Source organism: Flavobacterium sp. GSB-24 (assembly GCF_027924665.1).
GTDB lineage: Bacteria > Bacteroidota > Bacteroidia > Flavobacteriales > Flavobacteriaceae > Flavobacterium.
In genome coordinates this window covers 1,116,673-1,138,323 of record NZ_AP027043.1, presented here as the reverse complement: position 1 = coordinate 1,138,323, position 21,651 = coordinate 1,116,673, and the positions used below count along the sequence as shown (strand labels likewise).

Genomic DNA, 21,651 nt, shown 5'->3' with positions numbered 1-21,651 from the left:
AATTCAATTAAATAAATAAAATCTTACTTGTTTTTTTTCCTCCTTGTTAAATTCATAAATTTCAAATTTATTTTACTCTATGCAGTTATTTAAAAATTATATCTCTGGCGAAATTGGGAGTCTTCCTGCTTTTACAGCTTCGACCATTTTATTGTAATCTGACTCATTTTGATCTGCATATAAAATGGAAAACTTGGCAATTGCGTCGGCGAATTCGTCATTTTTGCCCATATATCCAGATAATAAAGATGGGTCGCCTGTTCTTGCGTGCGCTCTTGCAAGTGCCCATCCGCAGGCTTTGGCATAATCATTCATATTTTGTTCTTTCATTATTTCAAGAACTGGTTTTACTTTGGCATCACGAAGCTGGCGGATGTAAAAAAACTTGTTCTGGCTGTCGTTTGTCCATCCTAAAAACATATCCGAGGCAGACTGCATCAGCTTTTGTCCCATTACAATTCGTTCTCCTTCGTGCGGATACTTGTTTTTAATTTTTACATTTTCTTCGAGTACACTTTTTCGGGCTTCTTTAAATTGTAAAAAAATAGGTTCACCAGTTGCCGACATCAGTAAACTAATACCGCAGCTTGTACCGACACTTCCTACACCTACCACTTTTACAGCTAGATCGTGTAAAGTGTAACGGTTTAAAAGCACCTTTTTATCATCTGGCAGAGAATCGATATAACGTTTGTGCACAATTTCGGCTTCTTTCAAAATTCGTTTTCCTTCTTCTCCCGTTGGATGATAAATTAAAGGTGGATCGTCTTTTATTCTTGCGCGCGAACCTTCGTGATAAGTCATTTTTGCAAACTCTTTTTCGTGTGCGGTATATTCAGCTGCTTTTTTGATTCGTTTTTGCTGAAAGGATTTTATTTCTTCGTCTTCTCCTTTTTCTATTAATTCTGCCAGGTCAATATGCGCGTACCAAATTTGAAGTGCCGATAATTTACTGTATTCCAACATGTGCCTTTTGTAACTATCAGCGACATTCCATGCAAATTCCTTACAGGTTTTGTTCGAAAATTTTTTCCATCTCCCGGCAATTGCAAAACTGGCAGCCAGTCTTTTCAAATCCCATTCCCACGGACCTGGATATGTTTCGTCAAAATCATTAATATCAAAGACCAGTTTACGTTCTGGAGTTGCAAATCCGCCAAAATTCATCAAATGACAATCACCGCAAAGCTGCAAATGAATTCCAGTATTGGGCGTGTGAGCCAAATCGGCAGCCATAATTGCGGCGGCTCCTCTAAAAAATGCAAAAGGCGACTCCATCATTCGGCTATATCGAATAGGCAATAGATTTTCGATTCTTCCAATACTTGTTTTAATGAGAATCTCTACAGGATCTTCGCGATCATCTGCGAGATTCAATTGCCGATGAACCGAACGGGACGTAACTTTCCTAATGGCAGCGCCTTTCTCAAAACGTTCCGCTTTTGAAGCTGCAGCATCAAATGAAGTGTCAGTTCTATTTTCAAATTCTTCAGCCATAATCTGTTTTTAATCTACTTCACTTCTTTAATATCATCCATTTTCCAACTCTTATCGAAATAAGCTGTTGTCGGTCCATAAAAGCGCATATAAGTAAACCAGTGTTTTCCTGGTAAAGTCTGCACCCAGTTTTTCTCTTTTCCTGCTGGAGCTTTTGGTCCAAAATATAAATCAACAGAGCCATCGGCATTTTTTATCAGATCCTTACGGGAAGATAAATCAGCATTTCTCTGCGGATTATCAATCAAACATCGTGTTGCTGTATCATAAATCGTAATCGACCAGAAATTGACTGCAGGTGGATTTGCCGGAACTTTCAGCGTGTAATTTTTACCGCCGTCTAACCAGTTGCCTTCACTGTCATAATACGAGCCTAAATACGCCTGACCGACATTTGGAATTTTGGTAATCATAGCTTTTGAATATGTAACGGCTTCATAGAAATAAGAAGTTCTTTCGAAGAATTCGTCGTAATTATCAGCATGCTGCGAGGGATCTTTGATGATCATTACATAATCCCATTTTTTATCCGGCCAGTGTTTCACATCTTTGAATCTTTTGTTGAAAGAATTTGCCATGGCCATTTGTTGTCCTTTCGCAGCAGCGGCAATTAAAATTTTCTTCTGACGTTCGTCTGGCGTAAAAGGTTTGCCTTTTTCGATTCCGAGATTTCTAAGCCAGGCCATGAAAAAACGATCGCGTTCTTCAACTGGTTCGTTTTGTAAAATAGCATGAAGGCGTTCCCAATAAGCGATTCCCGTTGGCTGAATTCCGTACCATTTTTTTCCTGCCGGCGGACTTACCACTTTTGTAGGTGTTGGATTGGCGCGTTGTGCGTATGGATAAATTTTTACTTGTTTTACCAATGTTTCAGTCGCTTTTGGATCTGGATCTAATGCTCTGAATCCGAAAAACATATTTACTGTCGTACACGGCACTATAAAATATCCTGCTGGTTTGAAATCTTTCATCGTTGGCGGCACTAAAATGTATTTTCCCCCTTTCCCTTTATCAGGTCCCATTTCACCAATTACGGCTTGCTCACGCTGCCAAAAATCTCCAAGCCCGCCTGCTGTGTGTCCTGCGGGCATTTCAATAACCGTTGGTCCGTTTGCAGCAAGGTCAATAAATGACATAATATAAGGCGTTGTAGCATTTCCTGTTAGAATTCCTAAACGGTCATTATAAGTATTATAAAAAACAAGGTCATTACTTGTAGCATTAAATGTTTTGTAATGAATTTGCTGCCATTCGGCGAAAGCCACAATTGGCAATCCCCATAAATAACATTGGGTTGCCTGCTGAAAATCCATTTCATCAAACAAAACCGGAATCGATTCTTTTGAAGGCAGTTCGCCATCCATTTTTACTGGAGTTCCAAACTCAGAAGCCACAACTGTTGTTGTGTCAGATGGTGACGTTTCATTTATTACTGTCTTTTTTTCACATCCAACAGCTAAAATCAGCATAGAAACTACAAGTATTATAAGGCTTTTGTTTTTCATAACTTTTGTTTTTGAGTATTAAAAAGTGCTATTTTTTCTCTTCAATAGGAGCAGGAAACCATTTACCATCCTGAACTTCTTTCTTAGGAACATACGTTCTAAAGTTGATAGAAAAACCTTTTCCTGCAGGAGTTGGCAGCCAGTTGCTTTCGATTGCATCTTTTGGCAATGAAGAAGCTAACCAAATGCTTAAAGAACCATCAGGATTTTTCTTTAAACCCGAAACATTATTAAGGTTATAGCGTTTTAATTTATTAGGTACTACTCGATAATCAGGTACGCTGTAAACCGTTGCTGACCAAAATGCATTAACCACTTTGTCTGGAAGTCCATCTTTTGGAAATCTGATTTCATAAACTTTATCTCCGCTTAATGGCTGTTTATTGCTGTCAATTAATCCAATGAAATAAATGGCTTCATCAATTTTATTAGCCCATAAACCTCCATAATTAATAATATCACGTGCCAAAATATCATCACCAAAATTACCTGTCGCGTATGATACTGACCAGCCTCCTTTTTGAGTTCCAAAGCCTTTTGCTCCAGCTAAAAATCCTGGAATTGCTTTTGTTTCAACAATTTCATCGATACGGGCTTTGGCTTTGTCATCTTTTTTGCGATATTCTCCAATTGCGATTGCTTTGGCCTGATACTCTTTTCCTTTTGGCATTACGTCAGGATAAGAATTTAGGACTTCTTCGACTTTGTCAAATATTTCACCGCCAATTGGTTTTTTGGGTGTAAAATCTGGAATAGCAACTGGAGGCGCAATTTTAATTCCTTCAGGAACTGTCAGCGTAAATTGTTTTTGCAGTTTTTGTGCAATATCTGGAGTTCCTTTTAATTCTACACGAGCCAGAATTTTTGCTTTTTCTGCCGGCAGTTCTATTTTTACAGCATCTGCAGGAATGGTTGGATTTGATCCTTTTAAAACCAAAGCAAATTTCCCGTAAGGAGTTTTAGGAAAGTTACGGTTGTTGATATTGACAATTACATTGGCCCAGCCGTCTAATAATTGTGCGGTATAATAACGTCCTTCAATTTTAGGAACATTTAAAATAACTGCATGATCCTTATCTACAGCAATCCAAGCTTCTAGATAAGCGACATCTAAATTTGGATTTACAAACTGAGCTGAACCCAGCGGATTGTATTTGATTTTATTGTATCCTATTTTCTCGACATTGATATCATAATTTTCTTGTTGCAGTACTAAATATCTTGCATATAAATAAGTATAAGCATCTACAATATCCTGATCTGAAGGAACTGCATTTGCTGCTTCTACATTGGAAGTTGATTTTTCTGAAGTTGATGTTTCTTTTTTGCAGCTGACAAACAGAATTGCTGCAACTAAAATTAGAAGTGCTTTTTTCATGGAATAACTTTTTTAAATGAGAAATAATCTTAAATGAAGAAGCCTTTTAAGAGCCTGGAAATACAAAAGCGACAACAGCTCTTAATCCCCAATCGGGTTTAATTTCATGAGGCCCTACAATTGGTATCAGAGGCATAACAGCAAACTGAACGACTTGATCTCCTAATTTGGTAACGGCTCCAATGGATGGATTTAAGGAAATTAAAGTAGTATTGGCTTCCCAGTTTTGAGTAATTTCGGCATTTACGCCTAAACTCGCTCCACTTTTGTAACTGTGTGAAAGAAAGATTTGTGTATAAAAACTATTGAAATCGGCACGGTCTTCATTGCCCGCGACAGACCAAATTTGATTGGCTATAAAACCAACCGAAAGTCCTTTGCCTTGATGCATTACCAAAACACTTGGCCCAACACCAAATTTTTCTGTTCCTAAGAATTTCTCTGTTGCAGTTGGTACTAAAAACGCTGGTCCAATTCCGAAAATAAGTCCTTTCGTTTTAGGTGCGAAAAAGGCTGTTACAGTTGCATCACTTAATCCAAATTCGTGCGTGTTTTCACCAGTTATATCGCGTTGATCAACTACTGGAAGGATGTAACGCGTAATTAAGTTTAAATTATCACTTAATTTAAAAGGAATTACGGGTTGTATATTTATAGTATATTTTGATCCGTTAAATGGTCCAATACCATAACTAAGATTGTTTTGTAATGGAACGCTAATTAAACTAGCAACCGGATTGGCTAATTTATCTGCTAATTCTTGAGCACTTGAGCCTGGTTTTGCAGGTTCTTCTTGTGCGAATGCAGCGAAATTTAAAAGAAAAAATACCGCCGTAGAGAATAATTTGATGCTATTATTTGCTAATACATATTTCATAATCAGAGACTTTAAAAGGATTTCGTAATCATTCTCAGAAAATCAAATGAAACAACTTTCAACTTTAAAAGCTGTTTCATTTTACTTTTCACTAATTCAAATTATTGGTCTGGAAATATCTTTTTCCAGTCGTCTTTCATACTTATTACGTGATACTTATATTTAGCAGCCGTATTTAGTGATAAATTATCTTTTTCCTGATAGTTATATTCCCTGATAGAATCATTGTGATTTACAATCATTTGGAATGAAGGATATTTACTTCCTTGAGAATATCTAAGCATGGCAAGATCACCAGCGCCGCCTTCGTTTCCGCAGGCAAAAACAGGTCTTTGACCAATATGCAATTGTATGCCAACAGGTTTTCCTTCTTTATCATTAAATTGATCTAAAGCAGGTTCTCTTTTTATACTGTTTGCGGCATCATCAAATTTGTATTTAAAAGAAGTTCCTACTACTTGATCTTTTGGAATTCCGTAAAAATCTTCCGAAATCGCACGGACTAATTCTATGGTTCCTCCGGTCACAATAAAAGTTTTAAAACCGTTTGCACGGAGATAATTCAGCAGTTCTAACTGAGGCTGGTATCTAATTTGCTTTAGAGAAACGTTTTTGCCTGGATATTTGGCTCCGGCAAAGAACTCTTTGGCAGAAGCTTCAAATTCGTCTTCGGTCATTCCTGTATGGGTTGCAGCAACTAATTCGATAAGCGCTTTATCGCCTCCTTTTTCAAAAAAAGATTTGTCTTTTTCTACAACGGCTTTAAACGGCTGTTTTTGTGCTAAAGAAGGATTGGCTTCCACCATTTTTTTTACACGGTAAAAAGCAAATAGTTCTTGAACATAAGGTTTTTCAGCCCATAGCGTTCCGTCGTTATCAAAAGTGGCAATTCTGTTTTGTACAGGAATAAAATCGGCGCTTCCTTCTTTGGTGACTTTGGTAACATAATCGATAATTTCTTTTTTCAACGGAGTATCATTCCAGCTTGGCAGCGGATCAGAACTTGTGGCAATTTTTGTAGTGTCAGAAGCAGTAGAAGTCGTTGTTGAAACTGTATCAGCTTTTTTGCAAGAAACCAACAACAATAGAAATAAGGGCAATATATATATTTTCTTATACATCATGATATTGATTTTTAAGTTATTGAAAAGCTTGAGTTATGGGGTAACTCAAGCTTTTTTTTATTAAATACTATTTCTATTTTTTCTTTTTTGTTTCTGCTTCATCCTCTTTTAATTTAGGAAGAACGTTTTTCTCAATATATTTTTGTGCTTTAATATCTTTCATCGCTTCTTCCATAATTGTGTAAGCAGAGAAACTTGGTGGAATTGATCTTGGAGGATACTCTTTAAATGTTTCTGCAAATACAACGACATCTTGAATTGCACCATACATTAGTTGCACATGATTCAACTGATAATCCCAAAAAGTATTTGAAGTTATATCAGCTCTTTCAAAAGGATCCTGATATAAATTAAATATCTTTTGCAAACGCAGTTTGGTGAAAGGTTCTGCCCAGACTCCTAATGTTCCTCCTAACCTTTGTTCGGCAAAAACATATTTATAATCTCCTTCTCTCAACCCAACTAAAAGTCCGTCATCATCTGTGTAAAAGAATTTATCTCTGGCACTTTTTGGTGTTTTGCCTTCTAAAAATTTACTTTGATCAAAACCATCTAAATGCACTTTATATGTTTTTCCATTTGCAGAATAACCTTTTAAAAGTTTATTTATTATATCTGGCTCACCTGCAATTGAAGCAAATGTGGGAATCCAGTCGTTATGGCTCATTATTTCATTAGTTACAGTTCCTGCTTTAATATGTCCTGGCCAGCGAACAATACAAGGTACGCGGAAAGCACCTTCCCAGTTTGTATTTTTTTCTGAGCGGTAAGGAGTCATTGCGCCATCTGGCCATGTATTCATATGAGGACCGTTATCTGTAGAATACACAACAATAGTATTATCAGCAATTCCTAAATCGTCTAGGGCTTTCAAAATACTACCAATTGTTTCGTCATGTTCGATCATACCATCGATATATTCACTATCGCCGTGTGTATATCTGCCTCTATGTTCTGCTCTAACATGTGTACGAAGGTGCATACGAGTGGCATTAAACCAGCAAAAAAATGGTTTTCCCGCTGCATTTTGTCTTTTAATAAAATCGATGGCTGCTGCTGATGTTTCGTCATCTACAGTTTCCATTCTTTTTTTAGTAAGAGGTCCTGTATCTTCGATTCTTTGTTTTCCAACTCTTCCAAAACGAGGATCTGTAGTTCCGTCATCAACATTTGTTGCAGTACATTTTAATACTCCTCTAGGTCCAAATTTTTTCAGATATTCTGGGTCTTTTGGATAATCTGGCAATTCTGGCTCTTCTTCTGCATTTAGGTGGTAAAGATTTCCAAAAAATTCATCAAAACCATTAACTGTCGGTAAACTCTCATTACGATCTCCCACATGATTTTTACCAAACTGTCCAGTTGCATATCCAAGGCTTTTCATTATTCCTCCAACAGAAGGATCTAACTGACTCATTCCCATTGGTGCTCCAGGGAAACCCACTTTTGTCAATCCGGTTCTTAGACCATGCTGTCCTGTTAAAAACGCTGCACGGCCAGCAGTACAGCTTTGTTCTCCATAATAATGTAAGAATCGCATTCCTTCATTCGCTAAACGATCAATATTGGGGGTGGTATATCCCATAACTCCATCACTATAGGCACTAATATTAGTTGTTCCTATATCATCACCCCATAGCACCAGAATATTTGGTTTTTTACTATTCTGAGCATTTGCTTCAATAAGTGTGAAGCAAACAAATGCAAAAAGCATTATGGCATTTTTAAGTTTACTCTGTTTCATGATAAAAAAAATTCGTTAATGATCTTGTTATTTATATGAGTTTGTAAATCCGAAAGAAAAATGGGTAAAATGCTGCTTTCAAAAACTTATTAATGGAGTATATTTTTTTGATATGGTTTGGAAGATTTATTCCAGAAACTTGAGATATTTTTTTAACTTTTTTTTAAGCTTCTCAAAATTAGCTAATAAATGAGCGAATAATTGTATTTATTTGGCGAGAGCTTGTTTCATTTTATAAAATGAAACAACATAAATGAGGAATTTGCAACAAAAAGCATCATTTTTATAAAAATGATAAATGAAAAATAGAAGAAAACGCTTTTTTACATATAGTAAAAATGACTATTAATTAATTCTATTAAACAGAAATCTTTGTAGCCAGAGGTGAAAAATGTGTAAGTAAAAGATTTAAAACAAAAAAAGCCGCTTGAATCAAGCGGCTTTTAAAATATATGTATAGAATAATTTACTCTATTTCAGAAACTCTCATAGTGTTAACCATTCCTTTTTCTTTGATTGGCATTGCAGCAAGATTAATTAAATAATCTCCTTTTTGTGCATAACCTTTTTCAACTGCAATTTGATTTACATCTGTTACAGTATCATCTGTACTTTCTTCATTATCATAGTAGAAAGATTTAACTCCCCATAATAAATTCAATTGTGTTAAGATTCTTCTGTTTGAAGTAAATACTAAAATATGAGCAGAAGCTGGTCTCCAAGCTGAAATTTGGAAAGCTGTATAACCGCTGTTTGTTAAAGTACATATTGCTTTAGCTTCGATTTCATTTGCTAATAAAGCTGCTTGGTGGCAAACTGTTTTAGTAACAAAACGTTTTGTTTTAATTTGCGGAGTATTTTGTGGAACTTGGATTAGTGGTGAATTCTCCACAGCCTCACAAATTTGTGCCATTTTTTGAATTACTTGTACTGGATAATTTCCTGTAGCAGTTTCTCCAGACAACATTACAGCATCTGCTCCGTCCATTACTGAGTTAGCAACGTCATTAACTTCTGCTCTTGTTGGAGTTAAACTTGTAATCATTGTCTCCATCATTTGAGTTGCAACAATAACAGGAATTCTAGCTGTTTTTGCTCTGCGGATCAAATCTTTTTGAACCAACGGTACTTCGTGAGCAGGAAGTTCAACTCCTAGATCTCCACGTGCCACCATTAAACCATCGCAATACGCTACAATTTTATCCATGTTCTCAAGAGCTTCCGGCATTTCAATTTTAGCAATAATTGGAATTTTAACGTCAGAATGCTTTGCGATTAATTCTTGTAAGTCTTGTAAATCGCGTGGTGTTTTTACAAACGAAAGCGCAATCCAATCCACTCTTTGCTCAATTGCGAAAATCGCATCGGCAATATCTTTTTCAGTTAAAGCTGGTAAAGAAATCTTTGTGTTTGGAAGATTAACTCCTTTTTTAGATTTTAATTCTCCACCTTGGATAACTCTAGCAACAACTTCACTTTTTTTATCTGTAGAAACAATTTCGAAAATAAGTTTACCATCATCAAGCAAGATACGCTCTCCAACGTTAACATCATTTGGAAAATTTTGATATTTCATGAAGGCTTTTTTCGATGTTCCAATAATATCTTCTGCAGTTGTAAAAGTGATTTCATCACCATCATGTACTACAGTACCTTCTTCCATTACACCTACTCTAAGTTTTGGTCCTTGCAAATCTCCTAAGATTGCTGTAGTGTAACCAAACTCATCGTTAAGGCTTCTAATAATATTAATCTTTTCTTTTACTCCTTCGTAATCTGCATGCGAAAAATTGATTCTAAACACATTAACCCCTGCATCGATCATATCTTTGATGATCTCTCTTGTACTACAAGCCGGGCCAAGTGTAGCAACAATTTTGGTTTTCTTGTTTGTTAACATTTTTTTTAAAAAATTAGATTGTTTTTTGATTTTATTTTATCTGTATCTACAGCATAAATAGCTGCAATACTTTCAATGGTATTTAGTTTTTGTTGAATTTCTGAAAAATTAAGCGCCTCTTCGCTATTGTCTATTTTCAGGAAAAAATCGACTTTTTTAAATTCAGGAAGTAAATGAATTGTTGTCGAAACCTCACTTGTTTCATTAGAAAACAAATTCTGAAAATCATTCGTACTCACAGAAATGATTTCATTTTTATTCTGAATTAAATTCCAGGAAACAGCTTTTTCAGAATCATAATAATAGAATCTCGAAAAATTTGCTTCTCCTTCCTTAGTCTGAGCATGGATCTCGTTTTTGCTCTTACTTAAGTTTATCGGAAGGATTTTATTTATAAAATAGGCTAATCGATAATCTTCTAATGAAGTATGAATTGCCATTAAATAATAATCAATTTCGTCAAATTCGTCTAAATCCAATCTATGAATAGCCATGTCTTGAAAAATCAAGTTGTAAATATACTATTTCTAAACGGAGCTTCAACGGTTATAACATGGTTGTTTTGTTAAATTATAAACGAAAACGTTGTAGCATTGTGATACTTACAACATTTTTGCAGCTATTTCTTGTCAATTTTTTCTTGAAACGCAAAGTAAGCTCTTTGAGATGCTTTCTCTTCGGCTTTCTTTTTTGAAGTTGCTCTCGCTCTCGCAACTACTTTGTCGTCAATACTAAGTTTAACACCAAATAAACGCTGTCCGTCTATACCATTATCTTCAAAAATATCATAATGAAAAACTCTTTTTTCTTTTTGACACCATTCAATAACAAGACTTTTATAACTTATAACTTTTCCTTCAAGTCGAGCAATATCGACATAAGGAGTTACTACTCTTTTCTGTATGAATTTTTCACAAAAAGAATAGCCTTTATCTAAATAAATTGCTCCAATAAGAGATTCAAAAATATTACCATGAATGTTTTCGCCAAAGTGCTGAATTGGCACTTTACTTTCTACAAACTGTACTAAGTTTAAATCTTTACCTAATTCATTCAAATGTTCGCGGCTCACAATTTTTGAGCGCATTTTGGTTAAATAACCTTCATCTCCATTTGGGGCTTTATTAAATAAATGTGCGGCAATTACGGCACTTAACATCGCATCTCCTAAAAATTCCAAGCGTTCGTAATTAATAGGATGCCCATTTGGATCCAGTTTATTAGAAGAGCGATGCGTAAAAGCTCTCTTATAAAAATCGATGCTAGAAGGCTGAAAACCAAGAATTTTCTGAATAGTGTCAAAAAAAATCCCGTCTTCTAGAGAACGGGATTTAGAAAATATTTTTTTGATAATATTCATATACAGAAATTAGTCAACTAGTTTTTTAAACAATACACAAGCATTGTGTCCACCAAAACCAAATGTATTACTCATTGCAACATTTACCTCACGTTTTTGAGGTTTGTTTAAAGTAAGATTTAATGATGGATCAATATTTTCGTCAACAACAGTATGGTTAATCGTTGGAGGAACAATTCCGTGTTGCATTGCTAAGATCGAAGCAATTGCTTCAATAGCTCCAGCAGCACCAAGTAAATGTCCTGTCATTGATTTTGTTGAGTTGATGTTGATGTTTTTAGCATGTTCTCCAAAAACTTTACTGATCGCTTTTAACTCAGCAACGTCTCCTAATGGAGTAGAAGTTCCGTGAGTATTAATGTGATCTACATCTTCAGGGTTCATTCCAGCATCTCTCAAAGTATTTTCCATTACGGCAATTACTCCAATTCCTTCTGGATGTGGTGCAGTTAAGTGATAAGCGTCAGACGACATTCCGCCACCGCCAATTTCACAATAAATTTTAGCACCTCTAGCTTTAGCATGTTCGTAATCTTCAAGAACCAAAGCTCCTGCTCCTTCTCCTAAAACGAAACCATCTCTGGTTGCATCAAAAGGTCTTGAAGCCGTTTCTGGACTTTCGTTTCTTGTAGATAAAGCGTGCATTGAACTAAATCCTCCCATACCTGCAATTGTAACTGCAGCTTCAGAACCTCCAGAAACAATAACATCGCACATTCCTAAACGAATGTAGTTGAAAGCGTCGATTAATGCATTTGCAGAAGATGCACATGCAGAAACCGTAGTATAATTTGGTCCCATATAACCATTACGCATAGAAATATGCGCAGGAGCGATATCGGCAATCATTTTAGGGATAAAAAACGGATTGAACTTTGGAGTTCCATCACCTTTAGCATAATACATAACTTCGTCTTGGAAAGTTTCTAAACCTCCAATTCCTGCTCCCCAGATAACACCAACTCTTTGTTTGTTTACATTATCATTAGTAATTCCAGCATCTTTAATAGCTTCATCACTGGCAGCAATTGCATATTGCGCAAATTTATCTAATCTACGAGATTCCTTACGATCCATGTAATCTTCAATGTTGAAGTTTTTTACTTCGCAGGCAAATTTCGTTTTATGCTTTTCTGTATCATAATATGTTATAGGAGCCGCTCCGCTAACCCCATTCACAAGTGCATTCCAATAATCCTGGATATTATTCCCGATAGGAGTAAGTGCACCTAATCCTGTTACAACAACTCGCCTTAATGCCATAAATATGTATTTTGTACTTTAAACAAATAAAACCCACGCTTTCTTAACTTATTGTTACTTAAGAGCCATGGGAATTACAATATAAATATATCTTTTTGATTGAAAATCAATCGAAATTTAAATTTAAAAAAATAATAACACCCGACTTTTAAAAATTTCTATTTTTAAAAAACAAACTCCAATTTTGGAATTTGGATATTCAAATTTGGAATTTTTAAAATTCGGGTGTGGTATTATTATTTTTTAGCTTCCTCGATATAAGAAATAGCTTGACCAACAGTAGCAATGTTTTCTGCTTGATCGTCTGGAATTTGAATATCAAATTCTTTTTCGAATTCCATAATAAGCTCAACAGTGTCTAATGAGTCAGCTCCTAAATCATTAGTGAAGCTTGCTTCTGTTACAACTTCGTTTTCGTCAACACCTAATTTGTCTACGATAATCGCTTTTACTCTTGATGCAATGTCTGACATAATCTTTAATTTTAGAATTTAATTTGTTGGCAAAAATAAAAAACTTTATTTTAAAACAACTATTTAGTTTATAAATGTGACACTAATTTATAAAATTAATTTCAAGAAAGGTCTTTTAAAGCTATTTATTTTCGTTTTTTATTCCGTTTTTTGCATTCTCAAAATAAATTCTATTATGAAAAAAATTATCGTTTTTGCCTCAGGATCAGGAACTAACGCAGAGAACATTATAAAATATTTTTCGAACAGTGAAATTGCAAAGGTGGTTTCGGTTTTTACAAATAATGCCTCAGCAAAAGTTATTGACAGAGCAAAAAATCATCAAATTCCAGTCGAAATCTTCGCAAAAAACGAACTTTTAGAGCGAAATGTATTACAAAAAATACAAAAAATCGACCCGGATTTGATCGTACTTGCAGGTTTTTTATTGAAATTTCCTGAAAACATAATCGAACAATATCCAAATAAAATAATAAATATCCATCCTGCACTTTTACCTAAATATGGCGGTAAAGGTATGTACGGCATGCACATTCACAGGGCTATAGTAAATAACAAAGAAAAAGAAACTGGAATTTCTATTCATTATGTAAATGAAAATTATGATGAGGGCGGTATTATTTTTCAAGCAAATATATCCTTAACAGACGAAGACACCCCAGAAACTGTTGCAGAAAAGATTCATGAGCTGGAACAAACACATTTTCCTGAGATTATCCATAAGATTCTGGAAGATTCAAATTCCAAAATTTAAATTCCAAATTCCAATTTTTAGGTCGCAGAAATCTGCAATCTAAAATCTAAAATCTACACTCTAAATAAATGACTCACGAAGTACATATATATACAGATGGCGCAGCAAAAGGAAATCCTGGAAATGGAGGTTACGGCGTAGTCATGGAATTGGTTGGAACACCTCACAAAAAAGAATTTTACGAAGGTTTTCGGCTTACTACTAATAATAGAATGGAACTTTTGGCTGTAATTGTTGGTTTAGAAAAACTGAAAAAGCCAAATATGAAAGTCCTTGTGATTTCTGATTCTAAATATGTCGTTGATTCTGTTGAAAAGAAATGGGTTTTAGGCTGGGAAAAAAAGAAATTTGCCGGGAGAAAAAACCCAGATTTATGGAAACGCTTTTTAGTTGCCTACCGAAAACACCAGGTCGATTTTAAATGGATAAAAGGCCACAACAATCATCCACAAAACGAACGCTGTGATGAACTTGCCGTTATGGCATCTATGCAGCCCAAACTTTCTGTAGACGTTTACTACGAAACTATAGGATCTAAAGAATAAAAAAACGCATCAAGTATTTGATGCGTTTTTTTTGTACTAACTTAAACTTTTACTTTACTTATTCTTTATCTAAGTCTTTTGCTGTTTTAAATCCAATCAAAAGTCCGATACCTGCCATTATGAAAATTATTGAAGGATAAACTGCTCCGTCATTCAAAGATGTATAGGTAGTAATCAATAAGGCAATAAAGATCCCTACTCCGCTTCCTATTAATAAGAATGCTAGATTTACAACGAAGATTTTCCAAGCTGGAACTCCGCTTCCTTTTCCCTGCATAAAAATACTGGCATCAACACCTTTCTCGATAAGTGCCAAACGTTCTCTGTTTCTAGTTGAATAAATTAAATAAACGATCCCGAAGATCATTAAAAAAAAGCTGATTGGAATAAAAATTTTGTCCATAATATTTACGTTTTTAATTGATTGATACTCCATATGACGAAGCTTTCCAAATTCAGGTTACAAGTTTTAGTGAAAAATTTTAATTTTTAAATCCCAAATCCCAAAACACACTGATAATCAGTTAATTTTGAATGTATTTTCACGGTACAAACTTGGTCAAAGTTTTTAAACTTTGGCCAAGTTCAGAAAGCCAATTGGAATTTGGAGTTTAAAAATTGAAATTTATTTTTTTAAAATTCTTGTAACCTAAACATACAAACTGTCGTCCTATATAATATGAGTACAATAAATGATCAACATTATATCGACAAAGTTCTGCAAGGCGACACCAATTCGTTTGCCGTTCTTGTAGATCGTTATAAAGATATGATCTTTACTTTGGCACTCAAAATGGTTAAAAACAGAGAGGAGGCAGAAGAAGTTGCACAAGATACTTTCATCAAGATCTATAGTTCTCTTTCTAAATTTAAAGGCGATTCTAAATTTTCAACATGGATTTATAAAATTGCTTATAATACCTGCCTCGACAGATTGAAGAAAAGTAAAAAAGACGATTTAAATATTTCTATAGATGATTTTTCTTCCCATTTAATTAAAACGATGGACAATGCTTTGAGCGCTTTGGAAGAAAAAGAACGAAAGCAGACGATTCAAAAATGTTTAAATTTATTACCAAGTGACGAAAACTTCCTTTTGACTTTATTTTATTTTGATGATCAGAATTTGGAAGAAATCGGAAAAATCATGAATATATCGGCAAACAATGCGAAAGTAAAATTATTTAGAAGCAGACAAAAATTAGCCGTAATTTTGAGACAGCAGTTAGAACCAGAAATAATAGAATGTTATGAAAGAGAGCGATAAAAACATAGAACACCTTATTGATAAAATGATGGCTGAAGACAAACTGCAGTCACCATCAATAGATTTTACTTCAAAAATCATGGCTGAAGTTCTGGTTTTAGAACAAAGAAAACTTAAAACATACAAGCCTTTGATTTCTAAACCCGTTTGGATTTTCATTGGAACAGCCTTATTTGCTTTGGTACTTTATTTATCTTTCTTTTCAGTTTCAGAAAACAATCTGGAAATCGGAAAAGCATATACAGACAAAATTACACCTGCTTTTTCGGGAATTCACTTCTCTAAAAATATCATGTATGCTGTTTTAATTGTTCCTTTCATGATTTTGATTCAGGTTGGCGTTTTAAAGAATTATTTTGATAAGAAATATCAACTATAAAAATGAAAAATAAAAAGTTAGTTTTCAAACACTTTTTAAGAGCAAAAAAAACAAGCAGCTATTCTCTTTTATTGTTGTTGTTTTTTGTTACTGGTTATGCATCAGCAATCCAGCCAGCCTTTACTAAGAAGGAAATAAAATTTGTTAGTGAAGGTATTTCACTCTCTGGTACTATTTTTACACCGAAAAATATACAGGCAGCCGTTGTGATTATTCATGGATCTGGACAAGAAAAAAGAATGATAAACTTTGCTACAACTCTAGCTAATAATGGAATTGCAGTTTTAACGTATGACAAACGCGGAGTCGGAGAATCAGGCGGTGTATATGCCGGACCTGAAGTAGGAACTAATAATGTTGATTTCTCCAATCTAAATCTTTTGTCTTTAGATGCCAGTGCTGCCGTAAATAGTTTGTCTAAATATTTATCAAATGATAAAATACCAATAGGTTTAATAGGAGGCAGTCAAGCTGGATGGATAATTCCATTGACCGCAGAAAAAAACAACAAAGTTAAATTTATGACAATATTTAGCGGCGCTCTTATAACGGTTAAAGAACAATTGAGATTTCAATTTTTCACCAATGGAGATCAAAATTTCTGGAATACGCACTCAGAAGAAGAGGCAAGAAAACATGTATTCAATGACCCTGATAAATATGAGTTTATTGATACAGATCCCAAAGACATTCTAGCTAAATTATCTATTCCAGGAATCTGGATTTTTGGCGGTAAAGATATTCAAGTCCCGGTAAAGCTATCAATCGAATATCTTGATGTATTAAAATCTAAAGGAAAACATTATGAATATAAATTATTTCCAAACTTGGGTCACAATACCGCATTTTCAGACTCTGAAGAACCTATGAAAGATGCCATCAAATGGATTAAAGGCATAAAATAAATAAGGCCAATCATACTCAAAAAAATATTCCGTTTTAATCTGAAAAAGAAAAACTACTTGTTTTAAAAGCTCAGATAAAATTAGATATATTTCAAAAATAAAACTTGCAATTTAAATCTGGAAATCATATTTTAAGCACTCTATTAAATCAAATATAATTCACTCATTTACAATATAATTACATCCGAAATCGATATTATTTTTTTAAGAAAATTTTGAGAACCTAAACCGTTGCAATATTGTAACTTATAGAGTATCTTTGCACCCTAATTCGAAATTCATAAAATGAATAAATTATTGATTGTTGGAACAGTTGCTTTCGACGCGATCGAAACTCCTTTCGGAAAAACAGATAAAATATTAGGTGGTGCTGCAACGTATATTGGTTTATCAGCTTCATTTTTTAACTTGCAATCGGCCATAGTTTCTGTAGTTGGCGACGATTTTCCTCAAGAACATTTAGATTTATTGACTTCAAAAAATATTGATATCTCTGGTATCGAAATTGTAAAAGGCGGTAAAACGTTTTTTTGGAGCGGATTGTATCATAACGATTTAAACTCTAGAGATACATTGGTTACTGAGCTAAACGTTTTAGCTGATTTTCAGCCAAAAGTTCCTCAAAACTATAAAGATGCTGATGTTGTGATGTTAGGAAACTTACATCCGTTGGTACAAAGCAGTGTTTTAGATCAAATGGAGAAAAAACCAAAATTAGTTGTTTTAGACACAATGAACTTTTGGATGGACTGCGCTCTTCCAGAATTATTAGACGTTATTAAACGTGTAGATGTTATTACAATCAATGACGAAGAAGCAAGACAACTTTCTGGTGAATATTCATTAGTAAAAGCTGCTGCCAAAATCCAAGATATGGGACCAAAATATGTGGTGATCAAAAAAGGAGAACACGGAGCACTTTTATTCCACAACAGAGAAGTATTCTTTGCACCTGCTCTACCATTAGAAGAGGTTTTTGATCCAACTGGAGCTGGAGACACTTTTGCAGGTGGCTTCTCAGGATTTATTGCGCAAAGCGAAAACATTTCGTTTGGCAACATGAAAAATGCAATTATTTACGGCTCAAATTTAGCTTCGTTCTGCGTAGAGAAATTTGGAACTGAAAGGATGGAAACATTAAGTAAAGGAGAAGTAGCGATTCGATTACAGCAATTTAAGTCGTTAACTCAGTTTGACATAGAAATATAATGCGCAAAAGCCTCGATAAAACGGGGCTTTTTTATTACGTTAATACACACAACTTACAACAACACAAATACAAAAAACAATGAGCGACGCTTTAAAACACGAATGTGGTATAGCCTTAGTTAGACTTCTTAAACCGCTTGAATATTATAAAGAAAAATACGGAACTGCTTTCTACGGAATTCAGAAAATGTATTTAATGATGGAAAAACAGCACAACCGTGGACAAGACGGTGCTGGTTTTGCAAGCATTAAATTGGATGTAGAACCTGGACAACGCTACATCAGCAGAGTTCGTTCTAATCATGCACAGCCGATACAAGATGTTTTTAAACAAATCAATGAGCGAATCAGCGAAGAATTAAAAGCACAGCCTGAAATTGGTGACGACATCAATAAAATAAAATCACAAATTCCTTACGTTGGCGAATTGTTTTTAGGACACGTTCGTTACGGAACTTTTGGGAAAAACAGCATCGAAAGCGTTCACCCATTTTTACGTCAAAGCAACTGGATGCACCGTAATTTGATTTTGGCAGGAAACTTCAACATGACCAATGTTAAAGAACTTTTTGAAAACCTAGTTGAACTTGGACAGCATCCAAAAGAAATGGCGGATACTGTTACGGTAATGGAAAAAATTGGTCATTTCTTAGACAAAGAAGTAATGCAATTGTATCAAGACTGTAAAACAGAAGGTTACTCAAAAAGAGAAGCTTCTCCAGTAATTGCTGAGCGTTTGGATATTGCTAAAATATTAGCTCGTTCAGCTAAAAATTTAGATGGAGGTTACGCAATGGCTGGTTTATTGGGCCACGGTGATGCTTTTGTTTTTAGAGATCCAGCAGGAATTCGTCCAGCTTATTTTTACCAAGACGACGAAGTAGTTGTTGTAGCTTCTGAAAGACCAGTTATTCAAACTGTATTTAATGTACCTTTTGAAAGCGTTCAGGAAATTGAACCAGGAAATGCTTTAATCATTAAGAAAAGCGGTAAAGTTTCTATGAATCAAATCTTGGAACCAACCGTTAAAAAAGCTTGTTCGTTTGAAAGAATTTATTTTTCTAGAGGAAGTGACGCTGAAATTTATCAAGAACGTAAAAATTTAGGGAAATTAATTTTACCTGCTGTTCTTAAAGCAATTGACAGCGATACAGACAATACTGTTTTCTCTTATATTCCAAATACTGCTGAAACTTCATTTTATGGTTTAGTTGAAGCTGCACAGGATTTCTTGAATCAGAGAAAAAACAATTATATTTTAGAAAACAGAAATACACTGACTGCCGAAACACTTCAGGAGCTTTTAGCTGTAAAAATACGTACAGAGAAAGTTGCTATTAAAGATGCTAAACTTAGAACTTTTATTACAGAAGACAGCAGCCGTGATGATTTAGTAGCTCACGTTTACGATGTTACATATGGCGTAATTAAACCAGAAGATAACTTAGTTATTATCGACGACAGTATTGTTCGTGGTACTACATTAAAAATGAGCATCATTAAAATGATGGATCGTTTAAAACCAAAACGTATTGTTATTGTTTCATCTGCACCTCAAATTCGTTACCCAGATTGTTACGGAATTGACATGGCAAAACTAGAAGGTTTAGTTGCCTTTAGAGCAGCACTTGCTTTATTAAAAGAAAGAAACTTATACCATATAGTAGATGAAGTTTATGCTAAATGTAAAGCACAAGAAAATTTCTCAGATTCTGATGTTGTAAATTATGTAACAGAAATTTACGATCAATTTACAGATGAGGAGATTTCAGATAAAATTGCAGAAATGTTAAGCTCTCCAGAAATCAATGCTGAAGTGAAAATTATTTTCCAAACTGTAGAAGATCTTCACAAAGCTTGTCCTAAAAATTTAGGTGACTGGTACTTCACTGGAGACTACCCAACTCCTGGCGGAAATAGAGTTGTAAATCGTGCCTTTATGAATTTTTACGAAGGAAAAGACGCTCGAGCTTATTAAAAAAGTATTAACAAAAGGTTAAATAGTGCATTTCATCGGTTTTTTTTGCCGTTCATCCTGTTTGTTTGGTGAAATTGAAAAGCTACAATACTTTTGAGAGACCATAACATTAGTAGGTTAAGTTTATGGTAGATTTGGGGCAAAAAGGGTGGAAGAAATTCCACCTTTTTTATTGGAATAAACTCAAATATTTCTAAAACAAGAGATTACCTTTATCTTGATCGAATTATTCCCTTTAACTACAAAGTTTTTTCAGAGAACACTTTCCATACATATATTCAAAGACATTAGTACATTAAGTTTATAATAAATTGGGGCAAAAAAAAAGCTTATTAAAATCCGATTTTTTATTCGTTAATACACTTAAGTATTTACATCACAACAGATTATTCCATTTATCGGATTTACTTACCTTTTATCTAAAAAGTTTTTTTTGCAAAATTACCTTCCATACATTTACTAAACCATAACATTAGTAGGTTAAGTTTATGGTAGATTTGGGGCAAAAAAGGTGGAAGAGATTCCACCTTTTTTATTGTAATAAATCTAACAAAATCAATTAATTACATTCCATTTATCGGATTTACTTACCTTTCATCTAAAAAGTTTTTTTTACAAAACTACCTTCTATATATTTACTACACCATAACATTAGTAGGTTAAGTATATGGTAGATTTGGGGCAAAAAGGGTGGAAGAAATTCCACCTTTTTTATTTTTTTTAGAAGAGAAAAAAAGATATGAGAATATAGATTACAGAAAATAGACTAAAGAGAAATAAAAGAATATAGACAAAAAAAAGACGGATAATCTTTCGATCATCCGTCTTTTCTTATTCTATTTTCTTTGAATAGACTATTTGTCTAAAGCAAATCTTCTAGCTACTTCTGTCCAGTTAATTACACTAAAGAAAGCTTCAATATAATCTGGTCTTCTGTTTTGGTAGTTTAAATAGTAAGCATGTTCCCAAACATCCATTCCTAAGATTGGAGTTCCACCGTTTCCAGCAACTTCTGGCATTAATGGATTATCTTGATTTGGAGTACCTACAACTTCTAATTTCCCTCCTTTTTGAACTGTTAACCAAGCCCATCCTGAACCGAATTGTGTTGCACCAGCTTTAGCAAATTTTGCTTTAAATTCATCAAATGATCCAAAAGAAGCTTCAATTGCTTCTAATAAATCTCCTGTTGGTAATCCACCTCCGTTTGGTGACATTACTGTCCAGAATAAATTGTGGTTGTAAAAACCTCCACCATTATTACGAACTGCCGCATTAGATTTATCTAAGTTGATCAAGATATTCTCGATTGTTTTTCCTTCTAAATCTGTTCCAGCGATAGCCGCATTAAGATTTGTCGTATATGCATTGTGATGTTTAGTATGGTGGATTTCCATTGTACGAGCATCAATATGTGGTTCTAATGCGTCATATGCATAAGGTAATTGTGGTAATTCAAAAGCCATGATATTAGGATTTTTATGGTTTATAAT

At 34.3% G+C, this 21,651-nt stretch carries 20 protein-coding genes; 7 read left to right on the top strand and 13 right to left on the bottom strand.

All coding sequences use genetic code 11. The annotated features are described in order from the left end of the window. Positions 1-96 precede the first annotated feature (96 nt). The 11 genes from QMG60_RS05180 to QMG60_RS05130 form a co-directional block, all read right to left on the bottom strand. Complete coding sequence (locus QMG60_RS05180; protein ID WP_281867103.1) at positions 97-1,497, bottom strand: DUF2252 domain-containing protein; 1,401 nt, start codon at positions 1,495-1,497, stop codon at positions 97-99. Positions 1,498-1,511: 14 nt separating this feature from the next. Beyond that, positions 1,512-3,002 carry a DUF1254 domain-containing protein gene (locus tag QMG60_RS05175; RefSeq protein WP_281867102.1) on the bottom strand — a complete coding sequence of 497 codons (1,491 nt, stop codon included), beginning with the start codon at positions 3,000-3,002 and terminating at the stop codon, positions 1,512-1,514. Positions 3,003-3,030: 28 nt separating this feature from the next. Continuing rightward, complete coding sequence (locus QMG60_RS05170; protein ID WP_281867101.1) at positions 3,031-4,380, bottom strand: DUF1214 domain-containing protein; 1,350 nt, start codon at positions 4,378-4,380, stop codon at positions 3,031-3,033. Between the two features lie 46 nt (positions 4,381-4,426). Further along, positions 4,427-5,257, bottom strand: a complete 831-nt coding sequence (locus QMG60_RS05165) for a hypothetical protein (protein ID WP_057115584.1) — start codon at positions 5,255-5,257, stop codon at positions 4,427-4,429. Positions 5,258-5,358: 101 nt separating this feature from the next. Continuing rightward, the gene (locus QMG60_RS05160) at positions 5,359-6,381 is read right to left on the bottom strand and encodes an HAD family hydrolase (RefSeq protein ID WP_281867100.1); all 1,023 of its coding nucleotides are present in this window, start codon (positions 6,379-6,381) and stop codon (positions 5,359-5,361) included. A gap of 73 nt (positions 6,382-6,454) precedes the next feature. Continuing rightward, positions 6,455-8,125, bottom strand: a complete 1,671-nt coding sequence (locus QMG60_RS05155; protein ID WP_281867099.1) for an arylsulfatase — start codon at positions 8,123-8,125, stop codon at positions 6,455-6,457. A gap of 466 nt (positions 8,126-8,591) precedes the next feature. Beyond that, positions 8,592-10,025, bottom strand: coding sequence for a pyruvate kinase (gene pyk, locus QMG60_RS05150; protein ID WP_057115581.1), 1,434 nt, complete (start codon positions 10,023-10,025; stop codon positions 8,592-8,594). 5 nt (positions 10,026-10,030) lie between these two features. Continuing rightward, positions 10,031-10,519 carry an IPExxxVDY family protein gene (locus tag QMG60_RS05145; protein WP_057115580.1) on the bottom strand — a complete coding sequence of 163 codons (489 nt, stop codon included), beginning with the start codon at positions 10,517-10,519 and terminating at the stop codon, positions 10,031-10,033. A 125-nt stretch (positions 10,520-10,644) separates the two neighbouring features. Then, positions 10,645-11,385: a ribonuclease III gene (gene rnc / locus QMG60_RS05140; RefSeq protein ID WP_057115579.1), complete on the bottom strand. Its 741-nt coding sequence runs from the start codon at positions 11,383-11,385 to the stop codon at positions 10,645-10,647. Between the two features lie 9 nt (positions 11,386-11,394). Next, positions 11,395-12,648 carry a beta-ketoacyl-ACP synthase II gene (fabF, locus tag QMG60_RS05135; protein ID WP_057115578.1) on the bottom strand — a complete coding sequence of 418 codons (1,254 nt, stop codon included), beginning with the start codon at positions 12,646-12,648 and terminating at the stop codon, positions 11,395-11,397. A 236-nt stretch (positions 12,649-12,884) separates the two neighbouring features. Then, complete coding sequence (locus tag QMG60_RS05130; protein WP_007137004.1) at positions 12,885-13,121, bottom strand: acyl carrier protein; 237 nt, start codon at positions 13,119-13,121, stop codon at positions 12,885-12,887. A 175-nt stretch (positions 13,122-13,296) separates the two neighbouring features. Between QMG60_RS05130 and purN the strand changes: the two genes are divergently transcribed. After that, complete coding sequence (purN, locus tag QMG60_RS05125) at positions 13,297-13,875, top strand: phosphoribosylglycinamide formyltransferase (RefSeq protein WP_281867098.1); 579 nt, start codon at positions 13,297-13,299, stop codon at positions 13,873-13,875. Between the two features lie 68 nt (positions 13,876-13,943). Further along, positions 13,944-14,420 carry a ribonuclease HI gene (rnhA, locus tag QMG60_RS05120; RefSeq protein ID WP_134138893.1) on the top strand — a complete coding sequence of 159 codons (477 nt, stop codon included), beginning with the start codon at positions 13,944-13,946 and terminating at the stop codon, positions 14,418-14,420. A gap of 58 nt (positions 14,421-14,478) precedes the next feature. Here rnhA and QMG60_RS05115 read toward each other — a convergent pair whose 3' ends face one another. Further along, positions 14,479-14,826 (bottom strand): DUF6249 domain-containing protein, encoded by a 348-nt coding sequence (locus QMG60_RS05115; RefSeq protein WP_134139646.1) that lies wholly within the window; start codon positions 14,824-14,826, stop codon positions 14,479-14,481. A 273-nt stretch (positions 14,827-15,099) separates the two neighbouring features. Between QMG60_RS05115 and QMG60_RS05110 the strand changes: the two genes are divergently transcribed. The 5 genes from QMG60_RS05110 (at position 15,100) to QMG60_RS05090 (ending at position 20,158) form a co-directional block, all read left to right on the top strand. Next, positions 15,100-15,687, top strand: coding sequence for a sigma-70 family RNA polymerase sigma factor (locus QMG60_RS05110; RefSeq protein ID WP_281867097.1), 588 nt, complete (start codon positions 15,100-15,102; stop codon positions 15,685-15,687). Then, positions 15,671-16,066 carry a hypothetical protein gene (locus tag QMG60_RS05105; protein ID WP_281867096.1) on the top strand — a complete coding sequence of 132 codons (396 nt, stop codon included), beginning with the start codon at positions 15,671-15,673 and terminating at the stop codon, positions 16,064-16,066. The genes QMG60_RS05110 and QMG60_RS05105 overlap by 17 nt, the downstream gene beginning before the upstream one ends. A gap of 2 nt (positions 16,067-16,068) precedes the next feature. Beyond that, on the top strand, positions 16,069-16,971 hold the full coding sequence (locus QMG60_RS05100; protein ID WP_281867095.1) for an alpha/beta hydrolase: 903 nt from the start codon (positions 16,069-16,071) through the stop codon (positions 16,969-16,971). Positions 16,972-17,256: 285 nt separating this feature from the next. Then, entirely contained in the window at positions 17,257-18,180 is a 924-nt protein-coding gene (locus QMG60_RS05095) for a PfkB family carbohydrate kinase (RefSeq protein ID WP_281867094.1), read from the top strand. 79 nt (positions 18,181-18,259) lie between these two features. After that, positions 18,260-20,158, top strand: a complete 1,899-nt coding sequence (locus QMG60_RS05090) for an amidophosphoribosyltransferase (RefSeq protein ID WP_134138890.1) — start codon at positions 18,260-18,262, stop codon at positions 20,156-20,158. Positions 20,159-21,012: 854 nt separating this feature from the next. On the opposite strand, the gene QMG60_RS05085 is transcribed toward QMG60_RS05090, so the two are convergent. Then, positions 21,013-21,624, bottom strand: a complete 612-nt coding sequence (locus QMG60_RS05085) for a superoxide dismutase (RefSeq protein WP_057115572.1) — start codon at positions 21,622-21,624, stop codon at positions 21,013-21,015. Positions 21,625-21,651 lie beyond the last annotated feature (27 nt).